21 protein-coding genes are annotated in these 20,874 nt (G+C 61.3%); 10 read left to right on the top strand and 11 right to left on the bottom strand.

The window, feature by feature from the left end; all coding sequences use genetic code 11:
- Positions 1 to 150 precede the first annotated feature (150 nt).
- The gene (locus AC3WQS_RS00245) at positions 151 to 390 is read left to right on the top strand and encodes a hypothetical protein (RefSeq protein ID WP_041815312.1); all 240 of its coding nucleotides are present in this window, start codon (positions 151 to 153) and stop codon (positions 388 to 390) included.
- 34 nt (positions 391 to 424) lie between these two features.
- Here AC3WQS_RS00245 and AC3WQS_RS00240 read toward each other — a convergent pair whose 3' ends face one another.
- Both AC3WQS_RS00240 and AC3WQS_RS00235 read right to left on the bottom strand, forming a co-directional pair.
- The gene (locus AC3WQS_RS00240) at positions 425 to 724 is read right to left on the bottom strand and encodes a DUF4259 domain-containing protein (protein ID WP_257207901.1); all 300 of its coding nucleotides are present in this window, start codon (positions 722 to 724) and stop codon (positions 425 to 427) included.
- Between the two features lie 301 nt (positions 725 to 1,025).
- Complete coding sequence (locus AC3WQS_RS00235) at positions 1,026 to 1,601, bottom strand: TetR/AcrR family transcriptional regulator (protein WP_020909315.1); 576 nt, start codon at positions 1,599 to 1,601, stop codon at positions 1,026 to 1,028.
- Between the two features lie 123 nt (positions 1,602 to 1,724).
- Between AC3WQS_RS00235 and AC3WQS_RS00230 the strand changes: the two genes are divergently transcribed.
- The 4 genes from AC3WQS_RS00230 (at position 1,725) to AC3WQS_RS00215 (ending at position 6,772) form a co-directional block, all read left to right on the top strand.
- Entirely contained in the window at positions 1,725 to 2,642 is a 918-nt protein-coding gene (locus AC3WQS_RS00230; RefSeq protein ID WP_205906937.1) for an alpha/beta fold hydrolase, read from the top strand.
- The gene (locus tag AC3WQS_RS00225) at positions 2,639 to 3,640 is read left to right on the top strand and encodes an NADP-dependent oxidoreductase (protein ID WP_020909317.1); all 1,002 of its coding nucleotides are present in this window, start codon (positions 2,639 to 2,641) and stop codon (positions 3,638 to 3,640) included. Before AC3WQS_RS00230 ends, AC3WQS_RS00225 begins: the two co-directional genes overlap by 4 nt.
- A 22-nt stretch (positions 3,641 to 3,662) precedes the next feature.
- The gene (locus AC3WQS_RS00220) at positions 3,663 to 4,520 is read left to right on the top strand and encodes an alpha/beta fold hydrolase (RefSeq protein WP_492712632.1); all 858 of its coding nucleotides are present in this window, start codon (positions 3,663 to 3,665) and stop codon (positions 4,518 to 4,520) included.
- 296 nt (positions 4,521 to 4,816) lie between these two features.
- Entirely contained in the window at positions 4,817 to 6,772 is a 1,956-nt protein-coding gene (locus AC3WQS_RS00215) for an ABC1 kinase family protein (RefSeq protein ID WP_492712631.1), read from the top strand.
- A gap of 14 nt (positions 6,773 to 6,786) precedes the next feature.
- On the opposite strand, the gene AC3WQS_RS00210 is transcribed toward AC3WQS_RS00215, so the two are convergent.
- From AC3WQS_RS00210 to AC3WQS_RS00195, 4 genes are all read right to left on the bottom strand, one after another.
- Positions 6,787 to 7,518 carry a hypothetical protein gene (locus tag AC3WQS_RS00210; protein ID WP_492712630.1) on the bottom strand — a complete coding sequence of 244 codons (732 nt, stop codon included), beginning with the start codon at positions 7,516 to 7,518 and terminating at the stop codon, positions 6,787 to 6,789.
- A 38-nt stretch (positions 7,519 to 7,556) separates the two neighbouring features.
- Positions 7,557 to 7,841 (bottom strand): hypothetical protein, encoded by a 285-nt coding sequence (locus AC3WQS_RS00205; RefSeq protein ID WP_003939785.1) that lies wholly within the window; start codon positions 7,839 to 7,841, stop codon positions 7,557 to 7,559.
- Between the two features lie 127 nt (positions 7,842 to 7,968).
- The gene (locus AC3WQS_RS00200) at positions 7,969 to 9,576 is read right to left on the bottom strand and encodes an AMP-binding protein (RefSeq protein ID WP_492712629.1); all 1,608 of its coding nucleotides are present in this window, start codon (positions 9,574 to 9,576) and stop codon (positions 7,969 to 7,971) included.
- Between the two features lie 103 nt (positions 9,577 to 9,679).
- Complete coding sequence (locus tag AC3WQS_RS00195; protein WP_021331840.1) at positions 9,680 to 9,871, bottom strand: hypothetical protein; 192 nt, start codon at positions 9,869 to 9,871, stop codon at positions 9,680 to 9,682.
- A 25-nt stretch (positions 9,872 to 9,896) separates the two neighbouring features.
- Here AC3WQS_RS00195 and AC3WQS_RS00190 point away from each other — a divergent pair, with 25 nt between their 5' ends.
- Positions 9,897 to 10,412 carry a CGNR zinc finger domain-containing protein gene (locus tag AC3WQS_RS00190; RefSeq protein ID WP_003940315.1) on the top strand — a complete coding sequence of 172 codons (516 nt, stop codon included), beginning with the start codon at positions 9,897 to 9,899 and terminating at the stop codon, positions 10,410 to 10,412.
- A 10-nt stretch (positions 10,413 to 10,422) separates the two neighbouring features.
- Here the strand turns inward: AC3WQS_RS00190 and AC3WQS_RS00185 are convergent, their stop codons facing one another.
- The 3 genes from AC3WQS_RS00185 to AC3WQS_RS00175 all read right to left on the bottom strand — a co-directional run bounded on the left by AC3WQS_RS00185 (position 10,423) and on the right by AC3WQS_RS00175 (position 12,992).
- Positions 10,423 to 11,055 carry a hypothetical protein gene (locus AC3WQS_RS00185; protein ID WP_003940176.1) on the bottom strand — a complete coding sequence of 211 codons (633 nt, stop codon included), beginning with the start codon at positions 11,053 to 11,055 and terminating at the stop codon, positions 10,423 to 10,425.
- 87 nt (positions 11,056 to 11,142) lie between these two features.
- Positions 11,143 to 11,679, bottom strand: coding sequence for a hypothetical protein (locus AC3WQS_RS00180; RefSeq protein ID WP_492712628.1), 537 nt, complete (start codon positions 11,677 to 11,679; stop codon positions 11,143 to 11,145).
- Between the two features lie 149 nt (positions 11,680 to 11,828).
- A complete protein-coding gene (locus tag AC3WQS_RS00175) occupies positions 11,829 to 12,992 on the bottom strand; it encodes an LLM class flavin-dependent oxidoreductase (protein ID WP_472795606.1) in 1,164 nt (387 codons plus the stop codon).
- Between the two features lie 157 nt (positions 12,993 to 13,149).
- Here AC3WQS_RS00175 and AC3WQS_RS00170 point away from each other — a divergent pair, with 157 nt between their 5' ends.
- The 3 genes from AC3WQS_RS00170 to AC3WQS_RS00160 all read left to right on the top strand — a co-directional run bounded on the left by AC3WQS_RS00170 (position 13,150) and on the right by AC3WQS_RS00160 (position 16,940).
- Positions 13,150 to 14,481, top strand: a complete 1,332-nt coding sequence (locus tag AC3WQS_RS00170; protein ID WP_492712627.1) for an MFS transporter — start codon at positions 13,150 to 13,152, stop codon at positions 14,479 to 14,481.
- Positions 14,482 to 14,622: 141 nt separating this feature from the next.
- Positions 14,623 to 15,288 carry a TetR/AcrR family transcriptional regulator gene (locus tag AC3WQS_RS00165; RefSeq protein ID WP_031330767.1) on the top strand — a complete coding sequence of 222 codons (666 nt, stop codon included), beginning with the start codon at positions 14,623 to 14,625 and terminating at the stop codon, positions 15,286 to 15,288.
- Positions 15,285 to 16,940: an FAD-binding dehydrogenase gene (locus AC3WQS_RS00160; RefSeq protein WP_019745556.1), complete on the top strand. Its 1,656-nt coding sequence runs from the start codon at positions 15,285 to 15,287 to the stop codon at positions 16,938 to 16,940. The genes AC3WQS_RS00165 and AC3WQS_RS00160 overlap by 4 nt, the downstream gene beginning before the upstream one ends.
- A gap of 8 nt (positions 16,941 to 16,948) precedes the next feature.
- Here the strand turns inward: AC3WQS_RS00160 and AC3WQS_RS00155 are convergent, their stop codons facing one another.
- Together AC3WQS_RS00155 and AC3WQS_RS00150 are read right to left on the bottom strand one after the other, a co-directional pair.
- The gene (locus AC3WQS_RS00155) at positions 16,949 to 17,086 is read right to left on the bottom strand and encodes a hypothetical protein (RefSeq protein WP_153211511.1); all 138 of its coding nucleotides are present in this window, start codon (positions 17,084 to 17,086) and stop codon (positions 16,949 to 16,951) included.
- Between the two features lie 47 nt (positions 17,087 to 17,133).
- Positions 17,134 to 19,500, bottom strand: coding sequence for an arylsulfatase (locus tag AC3WQS_RS00150; protein WP_492712626.1), 2,367 nt, complete (start codon positions 19,498 to 19,500; stop codon positions 17,134 to 17,136).
- Positions 19,501 to 19,617: 117 nt separating this feature from the next.
- On the opposite strand from AC3WQS_RS00150, the gene AC3WQS_RS00145 reads away from it, so the two are divergent.
- A complete protein-coding gene (locus AC3WQS_RS00145; protein ID WP_492712625.1) occupies positions 19,618 to 20,829 on the top strand; it encodes a DUF2254 family protein in 1,212 nt (403 codons plus the stop codon).
- Positions 20,830 to 20,874: the final 45 nt, after the last annotated feature.

Raw genomic sequence — 20,874 nt, 5'->3', positions numbered from 1 at the left:
GGACCAGCCGCCGACAAGGTAGTGATGAAGCCGGTCAATCAGCTGGCCAAGGCGGTACAACTGACAGATGAGAACATTCCTCTCCGACCGCCGCGGTCAGGTAATGGTGGCCGTTGCCGCCGCCGTTTTGGTCGTGGCGGGAGGTCTGTGGTGGACGAAGACCATCTCCTCGCGCAGATACTCGGTGGCAGTGCTTCCGACTACGAGTCCGATCTGACGATCACAGATGCGGACGTACCTGGGCTCGCAGTGACGGCCCGAGGTCGAACCCCCAGCGCTGCCCGAGCATTGGCGACCGACGCCGCCGAAGCTCTCTGTTCGATGTTCGAAGAAGCCAACGCAATGACTTCCGGAGGGTTCACGTTCACCGTCGTTCCACCGGGGAACTGACGGATCTATGGTCAGTAGCGCGGCCGCACCAGGTTTATGCCGGTTCCCGCTCGGCTGCGAGGGCAACCGCCTGTTCGAAGGTATGGACGAGCACTGCACGTCGAGCGACCTTGTGATCCTCGTCCGGTTCGAGTTCGTCAATGTAGCCATCCCACACGCGCAGATATCGATCGCGCCAGTCGATCAGCACTTGCGTCGATGGAAAGGTCACACCGACTCGTTTCGTCTGGGCAATATCGGTGAGGATCTCGAGCCACGCCGGCACCATCTCCCCGCCCCATTCATCCGGCTCCAGACTCGAATCGTCTTCGAACTCGGCAGTGATGTCGTCCACGATTCGACCGGTCAGGGCCCCCAGCCCATCCGCGACGGTGTCACTGTCAAAGTTTCCCGGACCCCAGACTCCCACAAGCCCTCCCATATCGATTGCGGATAAATTCAGGTCGACAGTCGCGTTCCCGTCGCAGCAGGCCGTGAGCGTGCTCACAGGGCACGGCCTGTCTGCGAACTGATGCTCGCGAGACAAAAACAGGGTTGACCACCGTCATGTCCCCTGTGAGTATTCTCCGGACCGGCTCTGCAGACCGACCGACGCGACTTACGCCCGACTGAACGGTGCGAAGTCTCGCCACACGTCATGCCTGGAGCAAGAGGCTGGCATTCACGAGACCAGAAGAGAGAATTTCGTCGGAGAGTCCCGGATCCGACACTGACCGCGACAGTTGAAGTGCCCCAATAAGTATGGACATCACCCCGATAGCAACTGATCGCGCAGCAACGCGCCCCTTGATTCGAGTTCGATCGGCGACGACACTGATCATTGCCTCCAAACCATCTGTATATGATTGCTGCACAATGCTATTCGAGCGACTGATCTCACCGAGTAGCGCAGCCGATGGGCATCCGACTTCTGGTTGATCACGATGACTCGCCGACAGATAGCTCTCGATGAAAGTCCGCAATGCCTGACCGTCGTCGGGTAGTCCCCGAAGAGTGTCGAGTTGCGTCGCCAACTGATCAGCCAGCACCACCGCGACGAGTTCGTCCTTGGACGAGAAGTGCGCATAGAACGCACCGTTGGTCAGTCCGGCATCGGACATCAAGGCGCTCACGCCAGACCCGTCGATCCCATCCTTTTTGAGGCGTCGCCCCGCCGCGTCCACCACGCGAGCGCGGGTCTGCGCTTTGTGTTCAGTGTCGTATCTCGCCATGTCAGGATCCCTCCATGCCCTTGCCTCACCCGATTGTATCCGATAGCCTTACGATCATAATAGTATGATCATAATATAAAGGCTTCTCTCGCGGGCCACGCTCACCACTTCGGAAGGACAGACATGGCGACACACCACGACGCACCGTCCAACACGCCCACCTGGAAAACCGTCCGGACGAAAACCGTGCACGCGAACGGCGTGAACTATGCATACCGCGAACTCGGCACCCCGGGAGGCGTGCCCGTGGTGTTCCTGCACCACTTCGCCGCCGTCCTCGACGACTGGGATCCGCGCATCATCGACGGAATCGCCGAGAATCACCACGTCATCGCGTTCGACAACCGAGGCGTAGGAGCAACCGACACCGCGGTACCTGCAGACCTCGAAAAGATGGGCCAGGATGCGGCTGCGTTCATTCGCGCCCTCGGCCATGGCACCGTCGACCTGATCGGGTTCTCCCTCGGCGGTGCAGTCGCCCAGATGATCGCCCTGCACGACCCGACTCTGGTCCGGCGAATGGTGCTGGCCGGCACCGGACCTCGCGGTGCCGGCGGGGTCGACCAGATGGGCAAGATCGTCGGGTTCGCCTACCTCAAAGCCGCCCTCGCTCGTAAAGACGCCCGACACTTCTTGTTCTTCCCACGCACCGACGAGGGAAAAAGCGCCGCCGATGACTATTTCGCGCGACTCGCCGAACGAACAGTCGATCGTGACACGCGCATTTCGATGCAGGCACGAGTCGCCCAACTCAAAGCAATCGTGGGCGGTGGCAAGGCGGCACCCGACGACCTGGCTCGCATTACCCAACCCGTCTTCGTAGCGAACGGCGACAACGATCTGATGGTCGCGAGTGATCACTCCGCTGACCTCGCGCGGCGCATCCCGAATTCGAAGCTGACGATTTATCCGCGTTCAGGGCACGGCGGGATATTCCAACACCACCAGGATTTCGTCCCGGCAGTTCTCGACTTCCTTGCCGCCGGAGGCAGTACTCCCGTCCCGACACCATCTACAAGCGCTACAGGAGATCAGCCATGAGAGCACTCACATTCACCGGATACAAACGACCTCTGCAGGAAACGACGGCGCCGGAACCCGCTGTCGGCGATCATGACGTGCTTGTGAAGGTGCAGGCGGCCGGCTTGAACCAGCTCGACGAGAAGATTCGCACGGGTGAGTTCAAACAGTTGCTGCACTATTCGTTTCCGCTCACGCTCGGACACGACATGGCAGGCACAGTCATTCAGATCGGTGCCCTCGTTCGTCAATTCTCAATCGGCGACGAGGTCTACGCCCGTCCCCGGGACGGGCGCATCGGAACCTTCGCCGAGCGCATCTCGGTGCACGAGGACGACGTGGCGTTGCGGCCGACATCGATCAACATTGTCGAAGCTGGTTCGCTACCGCTCGTCGCACTCACTGCATGGCAGGCACTCGTCGAGAGAGCCAATGTTCAACCGGGACAGAAGGTTCTCATCCACGCCGGTGCCGGCGGGGTCGGGTCGATCGCCATTCAGCTCGCAAAACACCTCGGGGCGACGGTCGCCACGACCGCGAGCAGTTCCAACTCGGACTTCGTTCGTGGACTCGGCGCCGATGTCGTCATCGACTACCGCAACCAGGATTTCGAGCAACTGCTCGACGGTTACGACGTGGTTCTCGACAGCCTGGGTGGCGACAACCTCGAGAAGTCTCTTCGCGTGCTCAGGCGGGGTGGACTGGCAATCGGCATTGCAGGCCCCCCGGACTCAGCCTTCGCCCGCTCCGCCGGCTTGAATCCCATCATGCGTCTTGCGATAGCGGCGCTGAGTCGCAAGATCCGCAAACAGGCCGCAAAGGCAGGGGTGAGCTACGAATTTCTGTTCATGCGCGCAAGCGGTGACCAACTTCGCCGCATCGCCACACTCGTCGACGACGGCGTCATCCGGCCGATCGTCGGGAGAATTCACCCATTCGACGAAGCACCGGAAGCGCTTGCAGCACTAGCCAAGGGCGGTATCCGCGGCAAAGCCGTCATCACCCTGCCCGCACACTGACCCACCCCCGGAGATCATTCGAATGAGCACCTCGAACCACCCCGTCGGCGCCACCTACGCGTCAGCGCCGACGAAGACCGTCACGTCAGGCGGAACGACGTACGCCTACCGCGAACTTGGACCAAAAGGGGGCATCCCCGTCGTCTTCCTCGTTCACCTCGCCGCCAACCTCGACAACTGGGACCTCCGCATCATCGACGCGATCGCCCGGAACCGTCACGTCATCACGTTCGACAATGTCGGCGTCGGCGCATCATCCGGGAAGGTTCCCGACACGATCGAAGCGATGGCAGCGGACGCCTACACCTTCATTTCGGCATTCGATTTCGACACCGTCGATCTCTTCACGTTCTCGATGGGGGGCTTCATCGCCCAGGATCTAGTTCTCGCGCACCCCGGCCTGGTCCGCAAGCTCGTGCTTACCGGCACCGGCCCACGTGGAGGCAAAGACATCGACAAGGTTGCCGGACTGACATATCGGGATATTCTGCGCGCGACGTTGGTCAGAGCGGACCCGAAGGAATTTCTGTTCTTCAACCGCAACGCCGCGGGTAAGACCGCCGCGAAAGAATTCATACAGCGCTTGCACGAACGCACCGTCGACCGCGACAAGACCGTCGGAATCGGGATATTGCGAACACAACTCGACGCCATCAAGAAATACGGCCGTTCCGCCCCTTCCGATCTGTCACGAATCACCGCCACGACGCTCATCGTCAACGGCGACCACGATCGAATGGTCCCCACCCCACTTTCGGAAGATATACGACGACGCATCCCCGGCTCCGAACTGATCATCTACCCCGACTCCGGGCACGGCGGAATCTTCCAGTACCACAACATATTCACCCCGATAGTAGTCGACTTCCTCGGACACTGACCGCCGAGATTCGTACGTCGGTTCTCGAGAGCCCGGACACCCCGCCACACGGGAGGCACCGTCGCGGTCATGAATGAGACAAGGCATGCACAAGTACCTGTGATTGTTTCCTCACGGCGGCCTCGATATCTTCTTCTGGACAGCCGATCAGGACGAGTCGCCATCGGAGCGAATGAACACCGAAGTGCCCAAGCATGTTCGACGCTTGGACACTGTCGGGCTTGTTACCCGTCAGTCGGGGTGGGCTCGGGGTTTTCCTGGATGTATCGCAGATTGCGAACCCGTACGCTATCGCAATGGACTTGATGGTCTGGATCGTCACGACGCCATTTCTTGCAGCAGCACTGGCGGGCGTGATGCGACGAACGCTGGGGACGAGAGTCGGATGGCCGCGAACCCTTGCGGTCGCGGTGATAGCACTCTCGGTGGGGGTTCCACTGTCGGGATACGTTGCAACACTTGCAGGAATTGCCGGCCCGGACGATCAACTTCTGGTGAGCGTGGGAACAGCACTCATCTTCTTCGGAGTTGTCGCGCTATGGGTGTTCGCAGCATGCCTGGCCGCATTGGTTTTCCTCGAAGTCGTCGTTCCTACAGGATCCCTACCAGGTCCGTCGGAAGCATTGCGGCGCAGCCGAAAATCGTGGCGCCGAACGAAGCGGTACGTCCAGATCACGGGCATCGTCGTGCGAGCGGGAGGCGGGTCAGCTCTCCGTGCTGGGCCGTCAGCGCCTCAGTTCGGGGACGCACTGGTGGAAGTAATCAACCGGTGCGGTGTCACTTTCGTCAAGTTGGGACAGATCCTCGGCACGCGAGACGACCTCATACCACCCGAGTTGGCTCGCACCCTTTCTTCTCTGCAAAGTTCGGCACGCCCGGCTGATCCCGACCGTATCGCGGAGCTACTGGCATCGGAACTCGGCGACGCACCAGAGTCGGTGTTCGCGCGGTTCGATGTGGAGCCGTTCGCCGCCGCCTCTGTCGCACAGGTACATTCCGCGCGCACCGTTGAAGGCGTCGACGTTGTGGTGAAGGTTCAACGCCCCGAGGCGAGCACACAAGTGAGCGTGGATTGCGATATCTTCCTTCGCGTGTCATCCCGCGCGGAGACCCGTTTTCCCTGGGCACGCGATATCGGCGTTCACCGACTCGCCGGCGGTCTCGTCACGTCACTGCTCGAGGAACTCGACTATCGCACCGAAGCAGCGAATACCGGCGCGATTGCTTCCACCATGTCGAACCGCCCGGATATCGTCGTTCCGCATATCTACCCCAACCTCAGTAGCGGACGGGTGCTCGTGATGGAACGTCTTCACGGCACACCGCTCTCCGACGGTGATTCGGCGCTCACCGGCATCGACCGCGACACCCGCAGCAGCGTCGCCAACGAACTTCTTGCGTCGTTGCTCGACGGGATCTTTGTCCACGGGGTGTTTCACGCGGACCTGCACCCCGGCAACATCATGATCCTCGATGACGGCCGGGTCGGGCTCCTCGACTTCGGCGCAGTAGGGGTTCTGGACGGCGAGACACGGGTCTTGTTCGCCGTGCTCCTCAACGCTGCCCTCGCAGGTGATCCGGTGGCGACAGTCGACGCGATGCTGATGGCATTCGACGTACCGCCCGAAGTTGATCGCGGAGCGCTACGTCACCAGGTGGGCCGAGAGATCACCCTGCTCAGTGTCCAACCCAATGTTTCCATGGCATCGTTCGCGCGAATGTTCACCGTGCTTCGAGAACACCGAATCGGAGTGCCGGGAGACGTCGCCGCCGCTTTCCGTTCGCTCGCGTCTTTGGAGCGCGCCCTCCGGCTCCTGGATCCTCAGATCGACCTCGTCGCTGCTGTTCGGGCCGAAGTACCCCGACTGTTGACCCAGGTCGCCAGCCCGACTGCAGCCGCGCAGGCAATCCTGTCGACGACGGCGGTCACAACCGCGGTGGTCAGGCGCCTGCCTGGTCAGCTCGACCAGATCGCGACCTCGATCGCGTCGGGAAGCTTCACACTTCGCACTCGCTCGGTCGCACACCCCGACGACAGGCGATGGCTACGACGGTCGGCGAACAACGCCCTGGGTATGGCGGCGGGAGTGACCGCGCTGATTGTCGCGGCGATCCTGCTGTTCGTACCTGGCGGACCACAACTCACACCTCAGCTGTCGGGCTATGCACTCGTGAGTGCGGTACTGGGCTTCGTCGGCGTCGTTCTGTGCATGCGGACCGTGTTCCGTTTGTTCACACTCGACAACAGGTAACCGAGAACCGATTTTCATCGCTTGATCTCGATGTCGTCGAAGTCGAGCGCCAGGAGCGTCGGCCGCGAGAGAACGCGGCCGCCTGGGCCCCTCGGGAGCACCCGTCGTCGAGTGGGAAAGGTGAGACCGTCGAACTCGCGATGCTGGTCGCAGTAGAGAGCAGCTTTCGCCCAGCTGCCTACCGGTTCGGCGACGAAGTCGTGACGGCGGATGAGGCCACCGTTGTCGACATAGAAGGTCTGCTGCCGGCAATGGGTCTCGATCGCCGGCGCGAATGTTGCCTGAAGTCGTCGCCATTGCTGCCCGGATTCCTGCCAAGGTTCGGCTTCGGTGACAGTGATGTCGTCGCGGGCGAGCAGCAGCGGTGCCGTCAGATAGTTCCAAAAGGCGTAGCCGGCGAAGTAAGCGGTGTCGAGTGCGTCCCAGTGGAGGTTGCGCCGGACTCCACTCAACCCGAAAAACGTTGAACGTGGGTCGGTTCGACTCCCGAGTTCTTCGCCGTCACGAGTTTCGATCCGCACGACGCCCTTGTCGAACACAGCGCACTCGCCGACACGCGGAAAGTCTTGGAGGACAGTGCGTTGCTCGGCGACTTCAACCTCGACCGTGAACTTCGCCAACTTGTTGCCTGGGAAGCGCTGGGGCAGCAGACCGCCCAAACGTCCCCGCGCCGTGATCGCTGAAACGGACTGCCAATGTTCGACTCCGCCATGTGCGGTGAGGACTTCATCGAGTAGTTCGTTCATATGTCGACGCTCTCCGTCCCCTGACGGAACTGTGGAAATCAGCGATCAGACGGACGCGTAGTTGTTGTTGCGTTCCTCCCGCGGTACCACTGCCACCCCGCGGTGATGATGACAGCGCCGGCAAGGGACCCGAGGATGCCGCTCGGGCGCAACGATAATCCGTCGCCTGCAATCAAACTCACGAGCAATCCGCCGACCAGCGAACCACCGATTCCCGCGATGAACGCGAAGGTCCAGTCCACTCGTGCGGTCGTTTTCCCCAGAATCAGCTGGGCTCCCGCTCCGATGACGATCCCGAACAGGAGTATTCCGATGATGAGCATGAGACAAGGCCCTTTCGTGGAGTGACGACGCAAGGCGCGAACGACTTACTCTGCACCATCTTTCCGGTATGTCTCTTATGTCGTGGTGAAATCCGTGTGAAAGATCGTCGTCGCCCATTCCACGCCGCTAGGTCGATGCCAGTGTCGTCGCCCAGCGGTAGTCCGCCTTACCGGCGGGGGTTCGCTTGACTTCATCGACAAGCACGATCGTGCGCGGCACCTTGTATCCGGCCAACGTCTTGCGGCAATGTTCCTGTACCGCTTCGAGAGTCAGCTCGTCGGATCCGGGGTAGGTCGCGATCACCGCTGCGACCTGCTGCCCCATGCGCGCATCGGGGGCTGGGACAACGAGCGCGTCGGAGATCGCCGGATGTGCGTGAAGGGCAGCCTCGACCTCTTCGGCGAAGACCTTCTCGCCACCGGTGTTGATGCACTGCGAGCCACGGCCGAGGAAGACAATGGTGCCGTCTGCTTCCACCTTGCCCATGTCGCCGAGCACCGAAAGGCGGGTGCCGTCGGCGCGGGTCGGGAACGTGCGGGCGGTCTTCTCTTCGTCCTTGTAGTACCCGAGCGGGACGTTTCCGATGCGCGCGATGTAGCCCACGTCGTCGGAGCCCGCTGGAATCTCTTCGAGGCGCTCGTCGACCAGAATCATGTTCGGCGAGGGCGGCATTCGCAGATTGCCCGCCTCGTCGATGGAGAAGGCGCCGTCGTTACCGGACTCGGAGGCTCCGAAGTTGTCCCGCAGCAGCAGGTCCGGCTTCACCGCCAGCATGCGATCCCGCACACTGGTGGACCAGATCGCGCCACCCGAGGTGATCGAGAACAGGGTGCTGAAATCGACCTCGTCTTTGCGTCGTTCCATCTCGTCGACCAACGGCAGTCCCATGCCGTCGCCGACGATCAAGATCACCTGTACCGAATCCTTCTCGATCGCTTCGACGACCTTCTCCGCGTCGAACTCGCGTCGTAGAACAACTCGCGCACCGAGGGTGAGGAAGGTGAACAGCGAGTACAACGCGGCGCCATGCATCAGCGGGGCAGCAATGAGGAACGAGAGTTCCGGAAATTCCTTTGCAGCACTGGCAATCTCGGCGAGGTCGTGCCGCGCTCCCTCACCGTACGGATTGCCGCCGGAGAGCGGCTTACGGAAGAAGTCGTCATGACGCCACATGACGCCCTTCGGGTATCCGGTGGTCCCGCCGGTGTAGAGGAGGTACACGTCGTCGCCAGAACGAGCGTCGAACTCCCCCACCGGCGACTGTTCACGAGCGTCGTCGAACGAAACCACAGAAACTTCATGCGCTTTTGCTGCGGCGACCAGTTCGGCGTCGATCTCGCCGATCACGATCACCGTCTTCACCTTCGGGCATGCACCGAAGAGGGAAGCAAGGACACGCTGATGCTCGGGGAGTTCCACGACCACTGCGACCGAGTCGGAGTTGGTGAAGATGTACTCGAGCTCCGCGGGTGTGTACCGGTAGTTCACGTTGATCGGGACCGCACGGATCTTGATCAACCCGAGGATCGACGTGACGTGTTCGACGCTGTTCTTCAGGAACAGGGCTACATGATCGCCGCTCGAGATGCCAGCTTGCGCGAACAGGTTGGCCGTTCGGTTAGCCTCCGCATCCAACTGAGAGTAGGAGAAGTTCTCTCCCTCGTAAGTCAATGCAACGCGATCAGGGACTGAGCCGGCAACGGTCTCGAATATGTCAGCAAGATTGAACTGCATTGTCTTTCCTTTCAGAGTCCGCGCCGCGACATCGAGGCAGATAACCCTGAATCTAGAACACGTTCCATGTCGCCGGAGGTAAAACGGAACGATTAGCTGATCATTACCTGGACCTGACCTTTATCGGTGCGGCGACGGCCGAGGCTGCCCCACCCGACATCCACTCGGCGAGCAAGGTCTGCCACGACCCGCAATGGCAGCGCAGGTAGGTGACCGTCCCCTCGCTGGTTCGGTGCCGGGATTCGACCTCCCAGCGATGGATGCAACCGATCGGCGTGATCTCTGTTTTCTTCATGCAACGAGCATGATGTAATGGCATTGTGCATCTCAACCCTTACGGCGAATATGCGGTGACGCTGGCCGCCGACCTGGCCAATCGAAACCCCGAGACCCTGGCCGAACTCGTCGAACGCTGCGTCGATGCAGGCATCATTCTCGATTTCCCCATCGCCGAGAAGGACCTCGACGAGACCCTCGACCTTCTGATCGAGTGGTCGAAAATCGTCGACGTCACGGAGGAGGCAGCCCGCGCCGAACTGGTGAACGTCATGCTCGAGCAAGCGTCGGCGTATCCGCGCATGACCAACCACGCGAACGACGGCTGGCATCTGCACTACCGCGATCCCCAACAGTCGCTCGCCGAGGTCCTCAAGGCACTCTTCTCGGTAGGCACGGCGCTACACCTCGTCGGCCGCGGCATGCACCGATTAGGTCGATGCACCCTGGACGAGTGCACCAACATCTACGCGGACACCTCCCGCAACGGCAATCAGCGGTACTGCTCCCCCACGTGCGCGAACCGCGACGCGGTGCGGCGTCATCGTGCACGCAAGTGAGTTGCACCTACTACGACGTGGGACCCACTACCTCGAAATCCGAGCCACCTTGGTACTCGAACTGAAAGCTACCGCCGCTGCTTCCCGAGCTGATCCGATTCCACGCGTCGATCAAGTCCTGAACCGTGTTGTATCCCAGATCCTCCAAAGATCCTGAGAGACTTCCGGTTCCCGCGCCCTCGAACCAGCCGCCGACCACAACTGCCTGCGGAATCGCGATAGTGGGGTTGGTCGGATCGAGCAGTCGAACGCATGCTCCCGCAACGGCGTAAACCCCGGCCGGCAGATTACCGACGGTCCGCGTGATCGTCTGCCCAGGCGAAACGGCAAACAGATCGAGGATGTTACTGACGGTCGGGTACACCAACACGCCAGGCTGGAGCAGCTTTGCCGGATCGCGAATCACGTCGGGGACATCCCTGGCATTGAGGATCGCCACCGTGCAGTTGATGAAGCTGAACCGCGGGTTCGGGTTGGTGATGGTGAAGGTGATCGCATTGTCCGCTGCGCTCACCGATACCGGAGGCGGAAGAATCGCCGGTGCTGCCGACGCCGTCGCCGGAGTCATGACAACCAGTCCCACGACGGCGGCCGACGCCGCGACAATGCTTCCGAGAGCGCGTTTGAATCCACGACTTCGCATTTCCGAACCTCCAGGCAAGTCGGTCAGATCACCAGATGCATGAAGAATAGACCGTTCAGTCGGAAAATTGGGGAGACAGACAGTGAGCTACCCGAAAAGTCCTTCGAGGCCGCCGCTACCGAACAGGTCGCTCAGGCTTCCGGTATTGATGCCGCTGAACGGTCCACCGATGACAACGAGGCTCGGCACGCCAGTAACGGGCTTACCCAACGTCTCGAGATCGAGAAGATCGGAGCAGGCACCGAGCACGGCGTAGGTTCCGTCCGGAACATCGGTCACGGTATCGGTGACCGTCTGCCCCTTGCCCACGTCGAACAGCGAGGCCGGATCGGTGATCTTGGGGTACACCACAAGGTTCGGATCAAGCAGTTTCAGCGGATCATCAAGCACAGCAGCAGAATCCGCGGCGTTGACGACAAACGCCTGGCACAACGGGGCAATTCCCGTGTTGTTGTTCGTGATCGTCAGTGCCAGATCGTTTCCGGTCACCTTGTACGAGACGACCGGCGGGACCACCTCGGCCGACGCAGTCGCAGGATTGACCATCGCGACGCCTGCCGCGGTTGCAGCGGCGACTGCCACGGTTCCCACTACGCGACGTACTCCACTCGTGCCCAGCTTCATCGAGGATCCTTTCGTACTGCGCCTTGAGTTCGGCAACAGTGCGCAGCCTAGATCGGATCTAGCGCCCGAAATGGCCCAATTGCCCGCCGGGAGGGCATGCCCGAAAGATCGGGACAAACGTCCCCTTCTCGAAGAGCTAGCTTTTCGACTCAGTTCCCACTGGAGACGAAGGGCGTTCGCACCGGTCCGCCGACCGAACCGTGCGGTGCTACCAATCCACGCTTTTCGAGGATCGGACGCACACCCTCACCGAACTGATACGCCTCTTCGAGATGCGGATAGCCCGACAATACGAAGTGATCCAGTCCGATCGCCGCGTACTCGGCAATCCGATCAGCCACTTCTTGGTGCGAACCGACCAATGCGGTACCTGCTCCCCCTCGCACCAATCCGACGCCGGTCCACAGGTTCGGCGCAATCTCCAGCGACCTCGCTCCGACGCCCTCCTTGTAAGCCGAACCGCCGCCGTGCAATTCGAGCATCCGACGCTGACCTTCGGAGCCGGATCGCGCAAGACTCGCCTGAGCCTGCTCGACGGTCGCCGGATCGAGCGCACTGAGCAGCCGATCCGCTTCTGCCCATGCCTGTTCCGAGGTGTCCCGGCTGATGACGTGCAAACGGATTCCGTAGTCGAGGTGACGACCTTGGACTTCCGCGAGGTCGCGGATCCAGGCGATCTTGGCGGCAACAGCGGACGGCGTCTCACCCCAGGTGAGGTAGGTATCCGCGTAGCGCGATGCGACGGTGCCGGCCGCCGGCGAAGATCCGCCGAAGAAGATGGGCGGTACCGGATCCGGAATACGCTGCAGCGTAGCTTTTTCCACGTTGACGTACTCGCCGGAGAAATCAACCGGACCGTTACCGGACCACAACTGGCGGATCACGCCGAGGAACTCGCCGCATCGTGCGTACCGTTGGTTCTTGTCGAGGAAGTCACCGAACGTGCGCTGCTCGTGGTCCTCCCCGCCGGTCACGACGTTGAGCAGCAGACGACCGCCCGACTGCCATTGGAAGGTTGCGGCCATCTGAGCGGCAAGCGTGGGGCTGAGCAATCCCGGGCGCAGAGCAACCAGAAACTTGAGTGTCTCGGTGGTCTCGAGCATCATCGCCGTCGTCAGCCATGCGTCTTCGCACCACGCGCCGGTGGGCGTGAGGACGGCTTCGAAGCCGTTCGTCTCGGCGGCCGCGCCGATCTGATTGAGGTATTTCAGCGTCGCCGGACGATCACCGGACATCGAGCTGCCGTGCCCACCCGCCATCAGATTCCGGGAATCACCGTAAGTAGGCAAGAACCAGTGGAAGCGCAGTGACACGGTGATTCCTTTCGTCGACGTACAGGCAGAACTCTTCTGTCATTACAACCACAGTCCACCTCGAAGAACAGGGTTGAAATCACCCTGATCGCTAGGGGTGCCCACTTTCGGCGCCGGCGATACCTTCGTGAATTTGCACCGCGACCCGGGGGCTCCGATGACCACGTTTGCCGAAGTCGAGCACAATTCACCGTTCTCGAACGAGACCCACGACGAGCGGCGATCCAGATTGAGAACCGTCGTCGCCGCGAGCCTGCTCGGCACGACGGTCGAGTGGTACGACTTCTTCCTCTACGCAACGGCCGCGAGTCTGGTCTTCAACCAACTGTTCTTCCCGAACCAGAGTTCGTTCGTCGGGACCATGCTCTCTTTCGCGACCTTCGCAGTCGGCTTTCTCGTTCGCCCCATCGGTGGAGTGGTGTTCGGTCACATCGGCGATCGCATCGGGCGCAAGAAGACGCTTGCTCTCACGATGTTCATCATAGGTATCGCGACGGCGCTGATGGGCGTTCTTCCGACCGCCGCTCAGATCGGAGTCGTTGCACCGATTCTGCTTCTGCTGCTTCGTATCCTGCAGGGATTCGCTCTCGGTGGCGAGTGGGCCGGAGCTGTTCTCTTGGCAGTCGAACACAGTCCGGAGAAGAAGCGTGGACTGTTCGGCAGCATCCCGCAGATCGGATTGGCTCTCGGGTTGGCATTGGGCACAGGAATGTTCGCGCTGCTTCAAACAGTCTTCGACGACGACCAGTTTCTCCGTTTCGGCTGGCGCATCGCCTTCGTCCTGAGCCTGGTGCTCGTGATCGTGGGGTTGGTGGTCCGCTTGAAGGTGGACGAGACGCCCGCCTTTCAGGCCGTTCGCGACCTCGAACAGCGCTCGTCCGCCCCGCTCAGGGAAGTCTTTCAAGGAAAAGCCGCGCGAAACACCGTACTGGGCATGTTGTCTCGCTGGGGCGAGGGCGCCGCGTTCAACACCTGGGGCGTCTTCGCGATCACCTATGCAACCAAGACTCTGCATTTCGAAAAGGTTCCCGTACTTCTTGTGGTCACCGTGGCCGCAGTAGTGATGGCGATCTTGCTGCCGTTTTCCGGTTTACTCACTGATCGGTTCGGCCCGCAACGGGTCTACATCGTGGGCATCGCCGCGTACGGCCTCGCGATCTTCCCCGCCTTCGCACTGTTCGGTACCGAGAATCTCCTGCTTTTCGGAGTCGCGATGGTCGTGGTCTTCGGAGTGATTCATGCCTTGTTCTACGGCGCTCAGGGAACGCTGTATGCGAGCCTCTACCCCACAGAAATCCGGTACACCGGGTTGTCGGTCGTCTACCAGTTCTCGGGTATCTACGCCTCCGGCGTCACACCTCTGATTCTGACGGCACTGATTGGCGCCAGTGGCGGTTCACCGTGGCTGGCATGTGGATATCTCGTGGCCACCTCGGCGATCAGCGTCGTCGCCACTGCGGCGATCAGGAAGCGTGATCTGCACTTGTAGCTGTCGTCATACAAATATCTTCCTATCTTGCATATTTGCTAGATATAGATAGAAAGACCTGCCAAGAAGATCCAATCGAGATACGTCTTCGCATCGGATACATCGGTGTATCGTTTAGGTTCCACCCCGACGGAGGCGCCGATGACGACTGGAACGGACAACTCGCCGGCCAAGCGTGTCACCAAACGCCGTGGTCAAACCAGGCAGCGCCTGCTCGACGCGGCTGCGGACGCCTTCTCTGAATCGGGGTTCGGGCACGCCACGGTCGAGCAGATCTGCGAACGCGGCGGTTACTCCCGAGGCGCGTTCTACTCCAACTTCGATTCACTCGACGAACTGTTCTTCGCGATGTGGGAGCAACGATCTGCAGCAATGCTCGCTGATCTGCGGTTGGCGACGGAGTCGATCACCGCCGGTAACACCGTCGACATCCATGCCGCTGTCGCCCGGATCGTGGCGGTGGTTCCGGTCGACCCGCAGTGGTACCGAATCAACGCGGAATTCACCGCCCACGCGCTCCGCAACCCGGCACTTCGCAAAGCCCTTGCCGACCGTGAAGACGCGATCCTTCGCACCCTGTTGCCCATTGTGGAGGCCGCACTCAGCGACGTCGGGCGAACAATCGTCGGCGACCCGACTGCGTTGGGACGGGCATTGGTCGCAGTGCACGACGGCACCAGCGTGCAGTGTCTCGTCGACACCGACACCAACGCCGCCTTCGCACTGCGCCGCGATATCTTCACTCGAATCCTGCTGTCCTACAGCGAAATAATCCAGAACAACCAATCGAAAGAGGAGCTGTCGTGAGCGAACAAGCTGACGTCATCGTTGTCGGGGCAGGGCTGGCGGGACTGGTCGCCACCTACGAACTGACACGCGCCGGCCGCAAAGTCCTTGTCGTGGAACAGGAGAACGCAGCCAACCTCGGCGCACAGGCATTCTGGTCGCTCGGCGGACTCTTCCTCGTGAACAGCCCCGAGCAACGCCGACTCGGTATCAAGGACTCTCTCGAGTTGGCAATGCAGGACTGGATGGGCACTGCCGGATTCGACCGTGAGCGCGAAGATCACTGGCCTCGCCAGTGGGCCAAGGCGTACGTCGAGTTCGCGGCCGGCGACAAGCGTCAGTACCTGCACGACCTGGGGCTTCGCCTGATGCCGAATGTCGGCTGGGCCGAACGTGGCCGCGGAATGGCTCTTGGACACGGCAATTCGGTACCGCGATTCCACCTCACCTGGGGAACCGGCCCCGGCGTGGTCGATGTCTTCCTGACCAAGGTGATCGCCGCCCAGAAGCGCGGACTGGTCACGTTCAAGCACCGCCACCAAGTCGATCAACTCGTCGTCACCGATGGTGCGGTCACTGGTGTACGCGGAACCGTCCTCGAACCTTCCAGTGATCTGCGCGGCGTGAAGAGTTCGCGCACCCCCATCGGCGAATTCGAGTTCGCCGCACAGGCCGTCGTGGTCACCTCCGGTGGAATCGGCGGCAACTACGAACTGGTGAAGAAGAACTGGCCCGAGCGACTCGGCAAGGCACCGAAGCACATGCTGACGGGAGTACCTGCACACGTCGACGGACGCATGCTCGAAATCACCGAATCCGCGGGCGGAAACATCGTGAACCGCGACCGCATGTGGCACTACACCGAAGGCATCCAGAACTGGAATCCCATCTGGCCCAACCACGGAATCCGAATCATCCCCGGACCGTCCTCGATGTGGTTCGACGCCACCGGCAAGCGTCTGCCCGTCCCCAACTTCCCCGGCTTCGACACGATGGGAACTTTCAAGTACATCCTCGACAGCGGCCACGAGTACACGTGGTTCATCCTCGACCAGAAGATCATCGAGAAGGAGTTCGCACTCTCGGGATCGGAACAGAACCCGGACTTCACCAACCGCGACTTCAAGCTCCTCCTCGAACGAATCAAGAAGGGCGCGCCGGGACCGGTCGAGGCATTCAAGCAGAAGGGCGCAGACTTCGTGGTGCGCAACAACCTTCGTGATCTGGTCGACGGCATGAACGCCCTCACCGACGAACCGCTCCTCGACTACGAGGACATCGAGCGCGAGATGATCGCCCGCGACCGCGAAGTCGACAACAAGTACAGCAAGGACTTCCAGGTCACCGCCATCCACGGTGCTCGTAATCTGTTGGCAGACAAGATCGTGCGCGTCGTTGCACCGCACAAGATCCTGGACCCCAAGAACGGCCCACTGATCGCGGTCCGGTTGCACCTGCTCACCCGCAAGACCCTCGGCGGCTTGGAAACCAACCTGGATTCACAGGTCATCAAGGCCGACGGCAGTGTCTTCGACGGCCTGTACGCAGCCGGTGAGGTCGCGGGCTTCGGCGGCGGCGGAGTCCACGGTTACAGCGCGCTCGAAGGGACCTTCCTCGGTGGCTGCATCTTCTCCGGCCGCGCAGCCGGACGAGCACTGGCGCGCGACCTGTAGCCCCGAAATCAGGCGAGCGAATGCGTGACCAGTATGTGGTGGGCGCGCATTCGCCGTGCCTCGTGCACGGATTGATGGTGGTGATGGTGCGTCGGCCCGCGCGCGTGGCGGACCAGATCGTGAACAGTACGGATGACGGTCGGCATTGCGACCCTCCCTCAGGAGATTGTGACTGCTGCTCTTGTCAGTGGAATCACTGTCTGGACAACGCCACTCGCGCCACCTCCTCCGGGTCGATCAGGTGGGTATGGTCATCGTCGCCGACGTCGATCTGCACTACCTCGATACGGCCGTTGAATGTGGTTGCGCCACTGTAGTCGACACTGACAGGCATGCCGTAATCGTCACCGATGTCGGTGGTCTCGTCCGCGGAGAAGACCATCGGTTGGGTCTGCTCGACGCGACCCGAGCCCACTTCGCGACCGTCGTGGTAGATCGTGACACCGCCGCCCCTCGCGAGACCACCGCCGTCGTAGGCGAACTCAACTCTGATCTGATGTGATCCTGCCGGAATGTCAACGTCGGACCCGACGACGAACTCGGTCATGCCGAGCAGGTTGTAGACGAATTTGGCGCGACCTTCCCGCGCGTAAAGTACCCAGCCGCCGAACCTGCCGCCCTGCGCGATCATCACACCGTTGGCAGTAATGCCATCCGCGATGTCGACTGCTGCTGTGACACTGAAAGATCGGTTCTTGATACTCAGCACGCTGTGCTCGCTCAGTCGTTTCATTCCGGGAAACAGAACCTGTCGGTTCCCGGACACCAACTGCGGACGCCCCGCGATGTGAGGGTTGAACCTCTCGAATCTTCGGTCGTCGATCGGAAGCACGTTGTACTTGACTGCTTCGATCAACCACAAGCGTTGCAGTGCAGCGAGTTTCTCCGGCAACTCGGCCGCCAAATCCTTGGACTGCGTCCAATCCTGCGACCCGTCGTAGAGCTCCCACACGTCGTCGACGAGAGCGGGGAGTGCCTCCGCGAACAGCCACGGAGTGCTGTGTCTGGTGACCGCACTCCAACCCTTGTAATAGATACCGCGATTGCCGGCCATCTCGAAGTACTGCAGATCGTGACGTTCGGCGGCTTCGGCGTCGTCGAAGGTGTAGACCATGCTGGTCCCCTCGATCGGTGATTGTTGGACGCCGTTGACGAAGGTCGGTTCCGGCAGTTTCGCGACCTCGAGGATCGTTGGTGCGACGTCGATGACGTGGGTGAATTGCGACCGCGTCTCACCCTTGGTCCGAATCCCCGCCGGCCAGTGCACGATCGTTCCGTTGCGAGTGCCACCCCAATGCGAGGCAACCTGTTTCGTCCACTGGTACGGCGTGCACATTGCCCATGCCCACCCCACGGAGTAGTGGTTGTACGCGTCCTTGGTACCGAACTTGTCTTTCACTTCCGCCATGAACTCGGGTGTTTCGATGGCGGCGAGTCCGTTGAAGTTGGCCATCTCGTTGAAGGCTCCGTTGATCGTCCCCTCTGCGGACGCTCCGTTGTCGCCGATGATGTAGTACACGAGGGTGTTGTCGAGGGCTCCGAGTTCCTCGATCGCATCGACAAGCCGGCCGACATGGAAATCGGTGTGTTCGAGAAACCCTGCATAAACTTCCATTTGGCGTTCGAGGACAGGCTTCATCTCCTCACTCATGTCCTCCCACGCCGGAATGGCCTCGGGGCGCGGGGTGAGGACCGCATCCGCGGGGACGACTCCCCGCTGCTTCTGCTGCTCGAGAATCGATTCGCGTTGCGTATCCCAACCTCCTGCGAACCGGCCCTCGTACTTGTCTGCCCACTCCTTCGGAACATGGTGCGGTGCATGTGTGGCGCCGGGTGCAAAGTAGACGAAGAACGGCTTGTCCGGAGCCAAGGACTTCTGCATCCGAACCCAGTCGATGGCGTGGTCGGCAAGGTCCTCGGTGAGGTGATAACCCTCCTCCGGTGTCTTGTCCGCCTCCACGGGCGCGACACCCTCGTACAGCGCCGGGTAGTACTGGTTGTTCTCCCCGCCGATGAATCCGTAGAAGTGCTCGAATCCGCCTTCTCCCGTCGGCCACGATGTGAACGGCCCCACCGGGGATGTCTGCCACGGCGGTACCTCGTGACACTTGCCGAACTGCGCCGTCGAGTATCCGTTCAGTTTCAACGTCATCGGTAGTGCGGCTTTGGTATTCGGGCGCAGACCGGAAAGTCCAGGAGCCGAGGTCGCGGTTTCGGTGACCGAGCCCATACCTACCGAATGGTGGTTGCGCCCACTCAGCAGTGCGGCGCGGGTCGGTGCACACAGCGCAGTCGTGTGAAACCGCGTGTACGTGAGCCCATTACTTTGCAATCGCTCAGCAGTCGGTGTGTCCGCTGGTCCGCCGAAGGCACTGCTCGCGCCATATCCCACGTCGTCCAACAGGACCACCAGAACATTGGGTGCCCCGGCCGGCGGCAGTAGCGGAGTGATCGGCGGAAACTCCGTGTCCGGATCCTTCGCGTCGTACGTCACCAGACCAAGATGTTGTCGATCCGGAATCGGTAGTACAGCGCGGCTCTGGCCTGTCGGATCCGTCATGACGTCTCGCCTTCTGTCTCTCACATGGCTCTTTCAAGCGTTTCAGGATCACGACGGCGTCGACATCATCCGTTTCGGGTGAAGGCGCACCATTGCCGCAGCGTGGAGGCTTGAAGGGTGGATCAGCCCGGACGTTTCGCTCCCACCCCGATCGGGCATGCCTTCCTCGTCCCCCGGCGCCGTGTGCGCGCCGGCCTGACCCAGATCCTGTGCGTCGTCGTAGGACTGGCTGCCGGACTGGCGATGCCATATTTACGTAGCGGCCCAATGATTCCCGCCCGTCAGGTCAGCGAGATGCTCGTTGCACTCGGACTGGGGTTACTGGGTGTAGTTGCAGTGATCTTCTCGCTACTGTTCCTTGTCGTCCAGTGGGCCGCGACCACCTTCACCCCTCGCTTGTTGTTGTTCCGCGACGACCCCATCGTGTGGCGGACGTTTGCCTTCGCCATAGGCCAGTCGGTTTTCGACATCACGGCAGCGCTCGCCATCAGCAACGAAACAGATGTGTCCGTGGTCGTGCCAAGTCTCGCAGTGCTGGCACTCTTGGCCACGCTGACGCTGATCAGGCTGCTCCAGCTGCGCGCATTCTCGGCCATCCAGTTGGCTCCTGTACTGACCTCGATCTCGAGTCGTGGCCGAGCAGTCTTCGCCGCCGTGTACCCCACCACCGATCTGGAGTTGCCTCCTCTACCAACACTTCCGGTGATCACGACTATCGAGTGGCATCGACCGCCAGCCGTTCTGCAACAGATCCTCGTCGAAGATCTCCTGCAGAGCGCTCGGAACTGCCGATCCATGGTGGTCCTCCGAGTGTCGCCGGGTAGCACGCTGCGAGACGGACTGCCGCTCGCCGACGTCTACGGCGGACCCATGCCCGCCAACACGATCCTTGACGCCTTGGTCAGTGGGAGTGAGCGGACCTTCACCCAGGACCCCCTACTCGCGATTCGATTGTTGGCTGACATCGCGCTCAGAGCGCTCTCACCCGCTATCAACGATCCTGCGACGGCCGTGCAGGCTCTGGACGAGATCGAAGACCTCCTCTCTCTGGTGGCCTCCGTGCGCGCAGGTTCGATCCGGGTCGTCGACGAGCGTGGTGATCTGCGTGTGGTGATTCCGCTACCCGACTTCACGACCTTCGTCAGAACCGGACTGGACGACGTCATAGCCTCGGCATCGAACTCACCACTCGTTCTGGGCCGACTTCGCGACCTACTTTCGCACGTCGCCGCCCAATCGGAGTCTCGGAACCGCGATATTCTCGCCATGCGCGCCCGCTGGATTGATCAGCTGTCACAAGGCTTCCCGCGACTCGAACCGCCGTTGTGAACCCGCACAGATTTGTTGGTGATCGCGTCAAGGCATCGTCAAGAT

It is taken from the genome of Rhodococcus sp. FW305-130 (genome assembly GCF_058788335.1).
The sequence above is the reverse complement of the archived record's forward strand: the minus strand, read 5'-3'. Positions and strand labels throughout refer to the sequence as shown.